Source organism: Staphylococcus sp. GDY8P126P (genome assembly GCF_017891965.1).
In the GTDB taxonomy this organism is placed as follows: Bacteria; Bacillota; Bacilli; order Staphylococcales; family Staphylococcaceae; genus Staphylococcus; species Staphylococcus saprophyticus.
In genome coordinates this window covers 51,312-63,236 of sequence record NZ_JAESKG010000019.1, presented here as the reverse complement: position 1 = coordinate 63,236, position 11,925 = coordinate 51,312, and the positions used below count along the sequence as shown (strand labels likewise).

Annotated in this window: 12 protein-coding genes and 1 pseudogene; 5 read left to right on the top strand and 8 right to left on the bottom strand. The window is 32.6% G+C overall.

What is annotated here, in order from left to right:
• The first annotated feature begins 246 nt into the window (after positions 1–246).
• Positions 247–1,554 (top strand): branched-chain amino acid transport system II carrier protein, encoded by a 1,308-nt coding sequence (gene brnQ / locus KA893_RS12735; protein ID WP_037539119.1) that lies wholly within the window; start codon positions 247–249, stop codon positions 1,552–1,554.
• Positions 1,555–1,743: 189 nt separating this feature from the next.
• Complete coding sequence (locus KA893_RS12730) at positions 1,744–2,115, top strand: iron chaperone (RefSeq protein ID WP_069821782.1); 372 nt, start codon at positions 1,744–1,746, stop codon at positions 2,113–2,115.
• Positions 2,116–2,619: 504 nt separating this feature from the next.
• On the opposite strand, the gene KA893_RS12725 is transcribed toward KA893_RS12730, so the two are convergent.
• Both KA893_RS12725 and KA893_RS14100 read right to left on the bottom strand, forming a co-directional pair.
• Complete coding sequence (locus KA893_RS12725) at positions 2,620–3,357, bottom strand: alpha/beta hydrolase (RefSeq protein WP_069821781.1); 738 nt, start codon at positions 3,355–3,357, stop codon at positions 2,620–2,622.
• Between the two features lie 162 nt (positions 3,358–3,519).
• Positions 3,520–3,708, bottom strand: a pseudogene (locus KA893_RS14100) (hypothetical protein); the annotation flags it as partial.
• A gap of 102 nt (positions 3,709–3,810) precedes the next feature.
• On the opposite strand from KA893_RS14100, the gene KA893_RS12720 reads away from it, so the two are divergent.
• Positions 3,811–4,584 carry a poly-gamma-glutamate hydrolase family protein gene (locus tag KA893_RS12720; protein WP_194376078.1) on the top strand — a complete coding sequence of 258 codons (774 nt, stop codon included), beginning with the start codon at positions 3,811–3,813 and terminating at the stop codon, positions 4,582–4,584.
• Between the two features lie 65 nt (positions 4,585–4,649).
• On the opposite strand, the gene KA893_RS12715 is transcribed toward KA893_RS12720, so the two are convergent.
• Together KA893_RS12715 and KA893_RS12710 are read right to left on the bottom strand one after the other, a co-directional pair.
• The gene (locus tag KA893_RS12715; protein WP_194376077.1) at positions 4,650–5,864 is read right to left on the bottom strand and encodes a CynX/NimT family MFS transporter; all 1,215 of its coding nucleotides are present in this window, start codon (positions 5,862–5,864) and stop codon (positions 4,650–4,652) included.
• Positions 5,865–6,089: 225 nt separating this feature from the next.
• Complete coding sequence (locus tag KA893_RS12710) at positions 6,090–6,602, bottom strand: GrpB family protein (protein WP_075339915.1); 513 nt, start codon at positions 6,600–6,602, stop codon at positions 6,090–6,092.
• Between the two features lie 245 nt (positions 6,603–6,847).
• Between KA893_RS12710 and KA893_RS12705 the strand changes: the two genes are divergently transcribed.
• Positions 6,848–8,287 (top strand): MDR family MFS transporter, encoded by a 1,440-nt coding sequence (locus KA893_RS12705; RefSeq protein ID WP_037539124.1) that lies wholly within the window; start codon positions 6,848–6,850, stop codon positions 8,285–8,287.
• 62 nt (positions 8,288–8,349) lie between these two features.
• On the opposite strand, the gene KA893_RS12700 is transcribed toward KA893_RS12705, so the two are convergent.
• Positions 8,350–9,240 (bottom strand): LysR family transcriptional regulator, encoded by an 891-nt coding sequence (locus KA893_RS12700; protein ID WP_194376076.1) that lies wholly within the window; start codon positions 9,238–9,240, stop codon positions 8,350–8,352.
• 116 nt (positions 9,241–9,356) lie between these two features.
• Here KA893_RS12700 and KA893_RS12695 point away from each other — a divergent pair, with 116 nt between their 5' ends.
• The gene (locus tag KA893_RS12695; protein WP_194376075.1) at positions 9,357–10,520 is read left to right on the top strand and encodes an MFS transporter; all 1,164 of its coding nucleotides are present in this window, start codon (positions 9,357–9,359) and stop codon (positions 10,518–10,520) included.
• A gap of 108 nt (positions 10,521–10,628) precedes the next feature.
• Here the strand turns inward: KA893_RS12695 and cspD are convergent, their stop codons facing one another.
• The 3 genes from cspD to KA893_RS12680 all read right to left on the bottom strand — a co-directional run bounded on the left by cspD (position 10,629) and on the right by KA893_RS12680 (position 11,925).
• On the bottom strand, positions 10,629–10,829 hold the full coding sequence (gene cspD / locus KA893_RS12690; RefSeq protein WP_011303913.1) for a cold-shock protein CspD: 201 nt from the start codon (positions 10,827–10,829) through the stop codon (positions 10,629–10,631).
• A 361-nt stretch (positions 10,830–11,190) separates the two neighbouring features.
• Positions 11,191–11,634, bottom strand: a complete 444-nt coding sequence (locus KA893_RS12685; RefSeq protein ID WP_069826201.1) for a VOC family protein — start codon at positions 11,632–11,634, stop codon at positions 11,191–11,193.
• A gap of 99 nt (positions 11,635–11,733) precedes the next feature.
• Entirely contained in the window at positions 11,734–11,925 is a 192-nt protein-coding gene (locus tag KA893_RS12680) for a hypothetical protein (RefSeq protein WP_069826202.1), read from the bottom strand.

The following is an 11,925-nucleotide window of genomic DNA, read 5'->3' as shown; positions in this document are numbered from 1 at the left end:
ACATAGCATCTACTATAACATTTTTTTATGACTGACTCAATATATTTTTACACATGATTTCCTTATTAAAACCATGACACCAGTCATAGCAAGCTATAATAACATATGAATGTTTCATGAACTTTCATATAAAAAATACTTTAAATATTATAAATTATCTGACATTTCATTGAATATATATTCAATTTATGATAAAGTAGCATGTGTTTTGTACAAGACAATCTCCTTGAAATCGAGGTATTAAGAATGAATAAACTCATACTAATTTCTGGTCTTATGTTATTTTCATTTTTCTTCGGGGCCGGAAATTTAATATTTCCACCTATGTTAGGTTATACAGCTCAAGAAAATATGTGGGTTTCTATGACTGGATTCGCTATTACAGGTATTTTACTCCCTTATATAACTGTGATCGTTGTGGCATATATGAACGGTGGCGTTGAAAGTATTGGGAATAAAGTACACCCAATCTTTGGTACTGTTTTTGCTATCTGTATTTATTTATCTATCGGAGCACTTTATGGTATTCCAAGGGCTGCTAACGTTGCCTATGAAATCGGAACCAACCATGTTTTGCCGGTACATAATCATTTCACTTTAATTATATTCTCGCTTATCTTTTTCTTAGTTGTTTATCTAATTGCGCTTTATCCAAATCGCATTATTGATAACCTTGGAAAATATTTAACGCCGATATTAATTATTATTATTGCAGTCTTATGTATATTAGTAATCATTAATCCTGAAGGTTCAATCGGACAAGCGAGTGGCAAATATGCTCAAACACCCATCGTGTCAGGTATTTTAGAAGGTTACTTCACTATGGATTTAGTAGCAGCATTAGCCTTTTCTGTAGTCATCGTTCAAATGTTTAAAATGAGCGGTGTAAACGATCATAAGACGCTTGTAAAAAATGTAATTAAATCCGGACTGATTTCAGCCATATTATTATTAATTATCTATTTTGCACTAGCGTATGTGGGCGCGACTACAAGTCATGAAGGCTTTAAAGATGGAACTGGTATATTAACATTCAATTCGTTACGCGTATTTGGTTCAATCGGAAACTTATTGTTTGGCATTATTGTTATCTTGGCATGTTTAACAACATGTATTGGTTTAGTTAATGCTTGCGCAGCTTTTGCTATGAAGAAATTACCAAAAATATCCTATAAGATGTTTGTTTTAATCTTTTCTTTATTAGGTTTTTTAGTTTCGACATTAGGATTAGAATTGATTTTACAAATCGCTGTGCCACTCTTAACATTTATTTATCCAACATCGATTGTATTAGTCCTTATATCATTGGTAAGTATTTTCATCCCATTTGAGATGAAATATGCATTTATATTACCAACACTTATAACACTATTCATTTCGTTGTTACAAATATTTAATGATTTTAACCTGTTCCAGCCATTAATTTCATTATATAAAGTACTACCATTATCAGATATACAATTAAGCTGGTTGCTTCCATTCATTATTTTATTATTTATTGGATTAATCATTGATTATTTCTTAAAAAATAAAACCGTCAGGACATCTAAATAGTCTGACATGCCATACTTAAATACATGATTTAAAATTCATTGAGTATTCGTTACCTAGATTAAATGAGGTAGACGAATACTCTTTTTTAGCTACAAGGATATATATATTATTGTCATTTGTTATAATCAGTATAAGCAAATACATGCAATTGTCATATGATTAATAAAACATATAGAATGGAGCATTGTCATGGATACATTCAATACATTTTTAGAAACAATTGATAACGACAAACACAGAACAACATTGTCTGAAGTTTTGAACTGGATTGCAGATACATTTCCTAACTTGGAAACAACGATAAAATGGAATCAGCCTATGTTTACGGATCACGGCACGTTTATCATTGGATTTAGCGTTGCGAAACAACATTTTTCAATCGCTCCTGAAGCTAAAGCCTTAAATGAATATGCACAACAAATTGAGGCAGCTGGTTATTCGCAGACCAATAACCTTTTTCGAATAAAATGGAGCCAAGACATAGATTACGCATTACTAAAAGCTATAATTCAATACAATATAGAGGATAAATCCAATTGTGATACATTCTGGAGACCATAATTTGAAAAATACATCTTTCTTTTTTGTGCTGATTCACTAAAGACGAAAACCGCATACAAGACCCCCTCAGCTAGTTTTCCAGTGAGGGGGTTCTGTTCATGATTCTATTTATTCAGTAAAATCACTTCATATCAGTTATTTAAATATTTCACTATCATTTTAATAATAAATTGGAAATATTTTTTGAATGGCTAAAGCAAATGTTTATAGGTTCTATTTTTATATAAAAGCCATAATTCCAGATATTAAAAATAAAATAGCGCAGATTAGATACAAGTATCCTAGTTTTTTCGATTGTTTCTTAACTATGACATAATAAAGTACTATCATGGATAGTGCTAAAACAAGTGACGAGACGCCTCTATGAACAGATATGATATTAAACATGAACACCCCGTTCACGATAAAAAGTATTACCGATATCACAAGTGCAATTTTATCGAACTTATCAAGTCTTCTCTCTACTTGTTTCATTGACACATACCACCCTTTTGAATATTTTATCTAATAATCTTCAAAAAATGCGATGATGTCTTGTTCTACTTCGAGATGACCCTCACCATAAGTCATCAAATGTTTAGAGGGGCCATAGCCTTTCATTTCTTTGTCTTCGTGTTGGATGCGCTCATAAATATAATGTGCACTCGTTTCATAAGCATCATCATCTTGCTCGCCATATTTAATTGCAATCGGTGCAGTAATATCCTTTAAATCCGCCATGACATTTTCTACCAATAATTGAAACTTATATAGCTGAGGACTATAATTTTCAATTTCAGCCAACTGTTGGTCAATATCTGCTTGTTCAAGACCAACTAAACTCCCCATACGCTGTCCATAAACTTCAAGTCTACCGGAAAGACCCGCATCACTTTTTCTATAAGGTGTAGACATAATCGCTATTGAACTTATCTCTTTGCTTTCTGCCAATTTCAATGACAAGATACCACCTAGCGAAATACCGCACACACTAATTTCTGAATATCCTTTATCTTTTAAAAATTGGTAACCGGCCGTTGCATCTGCTAACCAATCATCAACATCAAATGCCATTAATTCATCAAGCATTAAACCATGTCCTTTGTATGCCGGTACATAACAGGTAAATCCCGCTTCATGTAATTTTGTTGCTAATAGTTTTACATCTCGTACGGTTCCTGTAAAAGAATGAAGCAATAATATCGCCTTTTCAGACGCTTCATGTTCCAAAAATATTGGATTCGGTGCCTTCACATTTATCATTATTTGTCACTCCAAATTTTAGTTTCCTTATGTATTGTAATTGAAAAGAACTTGTCCAACAAAATCTTTCATTTTAATCATACAATTAAAAAACTTCCTTTCAAAATGATAGACACAACATATCACTTTAAAAGGAAGTACTACAAATTCAATTTCCTATGCTTAATTCTTACTGAAAAACTGTAATTCATAAATAGATTCATCATTATAAACATTAAAGCTATCAATAATACCATTTAAATACAGTACTTGTGTTTTTCGACTTACATTATGTTGATATGATATTTTTACATTTAAATCTGATTCATAGCCATTATTTTTGATTGTCTTTTCAATTTCACTAAAAACATCTATACATTCTCCTCTTAAATTATATAAATATTTTATTTTTATAATTATAAATTGATAATATTATATTTATATACTTTTTATTAATATCTATAGGAGCAATATATGTCTTTTCAAAATAATAAATTACGCTTATTCATCAAAATTTACAATTTCCGTCTCTCTGTTATAACTATCTTGTTAATGTTGCTTTTAATTATTTTCTCTCCAGATTTAAGAGCTGAAGATACTTATCAGTCTATGACTGACTTAATGGATAATACAAACGAAGGTACAGATTGGGAACTCAGTTATAAAGATAATAATAGTGACACACTTATCGGTGCTATTCACGGTGGTAACATTGAAGCTGGAACTTCTGAAGCCGCAAAATTAACTGCGAATAAAGGCGCATATCGCTACTATGCGTTTGAAGGTATTCGACCATCAGACAATTCTGATCTCCATGTAACTTCCACAAATTTTTCAGACAATTCTGATCTCCATGTAACTTCCACAAATTTTGATGAACCTATCATTGAATCAATGCAACAAAAGGTTTCCAGTTCTGTAATGATTCACGGGGCAGATGGTAATGATGCCACAATATACATTGGGGGCAAAGATGAAACACTTAAAGATTCAATTGAAAATGAACTAACTGAAAATGGCTTTAATGTAGAGGTATCTCCTAGTCATCTAGAAGGGGAATCCAGCCAAAACATTGCTAATAAGAACGCTGAAAATGCAGGTGTACAGTTAGAATTGACTACAGGTTTACGTCAATCTTTCTTTAATAACCAAGATTTATCATTTAATTCGCGTTCTGATCAAAGTAATTGGAGTATGAGCCTATATGATTTTGCTCAGGCCCTTAAGGACACGATTGAAGCAAAATAAATATGAATCAATCACAGTCACTGTTCATATCATCACTGTGTTCGATTCATATCTTTTTAAAAGTATTAAGTTTCTTCTTCCACCACTCTATTTTTAGCGGCTGCGAACCCAAAAATGAAAACTAAAAGAGACATTATAATAAATGCAATAATGACAATGTCCCAGCTGTTTGTAAGGTCATGAAGCAATCCAATCAAAAATGGACCAAATGCAGCTATGAAATAACCAACAGACTGTCCAAAGCCAGACAACGAAATACTACCATTGCTAGTACGAGCACGTATTGAAAAGAAAGTCATACATAAGCTAAAACATGCCCCCATTGCTAAACCTACAATAACCATACCCATAATAAGTACTGGTAAGGATTGTGCAAAAAATAATCCAAATCCTATTAAAAAGAGCAATGTGACAATAATCACTAAAATACGTTGATTTTTTAATTTCGCAGCTATTACTGGAAATATAAATGTCATTGGTACTTGTGCAAATTGATTCAACATCAATAAATAACCTGCAGTATTAGGATCTATACCTCTGTCCATCAAAATAGAGGGCACCCATGCGACTATCGTATAAAAAATCATTGACTGAAATCCCATCGTTAAAGCGACCATCCATGCGATTTTGGATTTTATCATATTTAATTTTTTATTTTTGTTTAATTCAGCATTTTCAATCGTTCTTGTTTCGAGATTCGATCCACTGCGCACGGTTAATAGCCAAAGTGTTATGGCAGCCAGTCCTAATATGACCCAAAACACCAAGGACAATCTGAACCCTAATAGCGTCATTTCAGATAAAGGATGACTCAACCCTCCGCCCAATCCTGCAGTAAAATTCATCGTTCCACTATAAATGCCAGTCATAATTCCTATCTGCATTGGGAAGTACCACTTTACATAACTCGGTAGGACAACATTTCCAAATGCAATGGCAATCCCTAATAAAATAGTACCGATAATAAAGACATTAAAGTCACCCATTATACGTAGTATTAAAGCTACAATTAACAATAACGTCGAGTAAAGTAATGTATAAGACATGGTCAAACGTGTTGTAACTTTAGATACTAAGGGTGAAACAATTGCAAATATAATGAGAGGAATCGTTGTTAGAAAACCTGCGACACTATCGTTGATTGACATCGCTTCTTTAATTTCATGAATCACAGGCCCTACAGAAGTTAATGGCGCTCTTAAAGTTGATGCAATAAGAATGATTGCTATAACGACAATCCAATTTTTTTGAACTTTATGGTTCTGAGTTAATTCAGCCATTCTCCACCAACTTTCTCATTTTCATTTAATAAACTGATACTTATATACTGATGTAAGTATACAACAAATTTTTGACGTCGTTAATCGCATACGACTTATTAAAATGACAATCATTCTATTCTCTGAACAGATTTCTAACCACTCGCATTAGTCCAGATAACACTTAAGAGGGTTCATGTGCTTTATACACACACTTACTACTATTAATTTGAATCACAGACACTTTTATTTAAGATACCATTCAAGTGCTTGGCTTTCCATCCGTTTTACAAATGCATCTTTTCCGTCACAATATCCTTCTATATCATATGGAAACTGTTGTGCTAACGCTACTTTTAATTCTCCATATGCACGTGCCACTGCCACATTTGTTCTTAAATAGTCTCTAACTGCCAAATGACGATTAATTTCGTAACGATTTTCTTGTTGAAATGCATGCACATGATGCGTTCGAGGATTTTCTCCTTTTTTAAAAAAGCGTCTCCCTGTTATTCCATTTTCTCCTAATGCTTTATAACCTATATCTGCCATTGCTTCATTAAAATGATCTATTTTATTTATATCTTGTACAACAGGCATTATATCTATAATAGGCTTTCCCTTTAAGCCAGGAACTGACGTACTACCAATATGATATATTTCAATAATTTCATCACCCCATATCGAAAGGATTTTTTGCTTTTCATTTTCAAATTGCATTACCCATTGCTTTTGATGTGATTGAACCTCTATTTTCATAATTGCACACTTCCTCCCCTATTTTTTTATAGTATACATCAACAACCATTGCCCTATCATGCTTCGCTTACCAATCCGTTATATTTTATATCCTTTTAAATATATTCCGAACAACTTGATACCATCCTTATTTTTTAAAAAATAATTGTAAAAAATATTAGATTTTTAACCTTAATGGTTTGCTTTGCTAACTTAAAAGGCATAAAATTTATCGTTGGGATGTTATAAAAGGAGAGGTAATCGTAATGTCGGAAATTACAATATCAAATAAGAAACGAAACACTATTATTTTAGTTATGCTCAGCAGTGCTTTTGTCGCGATGCTCAACCAAACATTGCTCAACACTGCACTTCCTGCCATTATTTCAGGTCTTGAAATCACTGAAACAACTGCTCAATGGCTCATTACAGGATTCATGCTTGTTAACGGAATTATGATTCCTATGACTGCATTCCTTATGGATCGGTTTCATACAAGATCACTTTATATTTTTTCAATGAGTGCATTCTTAATCGGTTCCATTATAGCTGCTTTTTCACCATCATTTGGTTTACTTATGTTTGCTCGAGTGATTCAGGCTATTGGTGCAGGTATTTTACTACCATTAATGCAATTCACTGTCTTCACCCTCTTTCCTTCTGAAAAACGAGGATTTGCCATGGGGCTTACAGGAATTGTTGCGCAATCAGCACCTGCAATTGGCCCTACATTAACTGGATTTCTCATAGACAACTTTAGTTGGAGAGCTCCTTTTATCGTAGTTGCAGCAATTGCTATCATTGCCTTTATTATTGGTATTATATTTGTCGAAAGTAATAACGAAACAAAACGTACAGAACTAGATAAAACGTCTGTAATATATTCAACATTTGGTTTTGGATTAATGCTTTACGGCTTTAGTAGTGCCGGTAATCTTGGTTTCTCTTCACCCATTGTTATCATTTCATTAATACTTGGTATTATCATCGTAGGTATCTTTGTCATGAGACAAATTAGAATCGATAACCCATTATTAAATATGCGTGTATTTGCAAATAGAACCTTTTCACTATCTGCATTCGCATCTATGGTACTATTTATCGGTATCGTAGGTCCGGCTTTATTAATACCCATGTATATTCAAACTGGTCTAGGATTGTCGGCTATCTTATCCGGACTCGTCATCTTGCCCGGAGCCATTGTCAATGCATTTATGTCCGTTTATACCGGCAAAATTTATGATAAATATGGTTTGAAAATATTAGCCGTACCTGGATTCATCATATTAATTATTATGACAATTTTACATTGTTTCTTAACTACAGACACACCTTATTGGTATGTTGTCATTATTTACGCTATCAGAATGTTTGCAGTAGCACTCATTATTATGCCGTTAAATACGATTGGTATTAACGCATTAGAAGCAAAAAATATTTCCCACGGCACTGCCATTATTAATTCTTTAAGAATCATTGCAGGCGCTATTGGTACAGCAGTTATGATTACAATATTAACGATTGTTAGATCTAATTACACTGAACATGTTAGTGGTTCGCAAAGTAAAACAGAAATCATGCAACATGCTACAGTGCTTGGTATCAATGCTGCATTTGCCTTCACGGCAATTTTAATGATCATCGGTTTCGTCTTAACCTTAATGATTCGCACTAAAAAAGAAACAATCAATAGCCGTGAAATTTAATATAAAAAATCCCCTCACATCAGTAATGTGAGGGGATTCATTTGATTTGGTCTATGATGTATTTACTGACATGTTGCTTTGGCTTTGTCTAAAAATAATTGTGCCGCTTTTGAAAATGTATGATCCTTACGCCATACTAAATTATGTTTCGAAACTAATTTTGGTTTCAATGGAATGAAAGTAAGTTCACTTTCTGTAGACGTATCAATAATACTGTCCAATGTAATCGCATAACCCAATCCAGCCTTTACCATCCACCCAGCATTGTAAGCCAAATTAAAAGTACTAACGATATTTAAATCGTCAAATTGTGTACCAAACCATTCTGCAAAATCATTTTTATCCAATGTTGTATCTAATACATGTCTTGAACATATTAATGGTTTATCTACTAGATACTTATTAGTAATATATTTATTTTGTGACAATGGATCACCTTTTTTAACCACAACACCCCAATGATCTGAAGTAGGTAAATACAATGTCTTATATTTATTTAAACTTACTGGTTGAATCAGAATTCCAAAATCTAATAATCCCTTATCAAGCCTATTTGCGATATCGTCCGCATTACCACTATAAATATGAAATTGAATATTAGGGTGTTCATTGTGAATATCCTTAAAAATATTTGCGATAACTTCCATACCTTTTGTTTCACCACATCCTATATACACACTACCTTTAATACTCCTATCAATTACTTTGAATTCTTCTTGTATTTTATTAGACATTTCAAGTAATTCTTCAGCTCTATTTTTTAATAGTTGTCCTTCATCCGTTAGTTGAATATTATGATTACTTCTTTTAAAAAGTTTCACATTTAGCTCTTTCTCTAATTCTTTTATTTGTCTAGATAATGTTGGTTGCGTGATATGTAACGCATTCGCAGCACGCGTAATACTTTCTTCCCTCGCTATTCTCACAAAATATTGAAGTGTCTTTAGTTCCATAAGGCATCTCCTTTGAGTTATTCAAAATAAGCATAACTAAAACTTTAAAATAAGTATTTGTCATATCTCATTCTACCGCCTAAACTAAAATTATTAAAGTTTGGGAGGGACAAATGATGAAAAGAAATAAATTAATCATATTCATCTTAACTATTGGCGTCTTCGGTATATTAAATACTGAAATGGGGTTTATTGGATTAATCCCTCAGATTGCTGAACATTTTAATGTAAGTACATCTACTGCTGGTTGGTTAGTTTCCGTTTTTGCTATAGGCATTGCGATATCTGGACCTATTATGCCTTTATTACTTTCAAAAATAGAACGTAAAAAAGTAATGATTGCTGTACTTGTTATCTTTATTATCAGTAACATTGTCTCATTATTCACAACAAGCTTCAGCATATTACTCATTGCAAGAATCATCCCGGCCATATTTCATCCTGTATACATTGCGTTAGCATTTTCTGTTGCTTCTGATTCCGTTAATTCAAAAGATGCTCCAAAAGCAGTAGCTAGAGTATTTATTGGTGTCTCTGCTGGCATGGTCGTGGGTGTGCCTATCGTTAATTTCTTGGCAAATCAATTCAATTTATATGCTGCGTTAGCATTTTTCGCATTAATTAATATGATTGTATTGATTCTCACTATAATCTTTATACCTAAAATGCCCGCTAAAAAAGCAGTAACATATGGAACACAGTTACGTGTACTTAAACGCCCTTTAACTTGGCTATCCATTATTGTATCTATATTGTTTAATGCTGCAGTTTTTGGTGTCTATAGTTATTTGACCGATTTTTTAAATATTGTAACTAACGCGCCAAGTCATGCAGTATCTATTATTCTCTTTTTATATGGTGCCTCTAATATTTTAGGCAATGTCATTGCAGGTAAGCTACTAACAACGATTCCCAAAAAAGCAATTTTTCTTTTACCTTTTTCATTGATAATTATTTATGTGGCCATGTTTGGTATTGGCTTATTTTTAATTCCAATGATGATGACTTCAGTACTTTGGGGTATACTCGCAGGTATTTCAGCAAATATTACACAATATGTCATTATCTCAGTTGCGCCCGATGCACCTGATTTATCAAATGGTATTTTTCTATCTGCTGTGAATTCTGGTACAACCATAGGTACATTTTTTGGCGGCATATTTATTGCAAGTTTAGGATCGAATTTTGTTATCTTTATTGGCATACTGGCCTGTATGATAAATATTTTATTTATCTACTTAAGAAACAGGGAGCTTAAGCAGTTTGAAATAACTTCATAAAAAGCAAAAACCCCTTCATATGTTTTCACTACATGAAGGGGTTAATTATTCAATATTTGTATTTTGGGCATAAAAAAAAGACGAGTTATACTCGTCTTTTAGCCGTTATTATAGTTTAACAACGTTAGCTGCTTGAGGACCGCGGTCGCCTTCAACGATTTCGAATTCAACAGCTTGTCCTTCTTCTAATGATTTGTAGCCTTCTTGAGCGATTGCTGAGAAGTGTACGAATACGTCGTTTCCACCTTCAACTTCGATGAAACCAAAACCTTTTTCTGCATTAAACCATTTAACTGTACCGTTATTCATATTAAATTCCTCCATAATGTGCTTTTGCACGAATATTTGTAATCTGTCTTAAAAAATCAAAAGGAGTAAATTCAAAAGAATAAAACTACAAATCAATTTCACGAACTAAATTACTTAATACCTATTATAGCGTTTACTTCTGCGTTTGTACACCCCTAATTGAAAATAACTTTTATTATTTAATCATTCTCGTCATTATATTGTATTGACCGACTTAATTTTCACACGATTCATGCATTGTTCTCAGTTAATTTAAAGATCAAGACAATTTTTATGATTTATGAGTTCACAATATAAAAAGAAAGGCAACTTAATCTATAAGTCCACACTTTCTTAAGTTTAATCCGTAACCGCCTGAGCGCTATTTGTTGATTTTTGTATAATCCTGACCGTGTAACATCCAACGTACATTGTACTTATCCGTAAATACGCCCATTTTACCACCCCAGAATTGTTCTTCTAAAGGCATTTCAACATCTACCGCTTCTTTAACACGACGATATAACGCTTCAACTTCTCTTGTGTCATCTTCATTATTAATATCATAGTCTATTAATAATGAAATACCATTGTTAATTCTTTCTGCTCTACCAAATGAATCAGATGCAAGCACTGTAGTACCAGCAATATCAAATTGCGCATGCATTGTCGCATTAGCTGCTTCTGCTTCACTCATATTAAAATGAGCTGCTTGATCTTTACCAACTGGTAATCTTGTAATATTTGTAGCACCAAATACTTCTTCATAATATGCTAATGCTTCTTTTGTATTTTCAAAATTCAAATAAGGAAAAATTGTTGTCATCCTGACACCCCATTGTTTAATTTATACTTGCTTTGCATATTATTACATAAGCTATAAAATAGTGGTATTTTAACTCCGAATTACACAATTTATTTTCGTTTAATTTGTAATGATACAACCAGAACCTATATCATCACACTTTTTTCTTATAAAATTCATGATCTTGCTAACATACTTAGAATAATCTTTTCCTTTTTTGTCTCTAATTTTATCACTTACTTTATACAAGCCTTGTTCTAACTTACCGTTTTCTACATATTTATTTAAGTTATGCTTAAGTTTTTGTTTCAC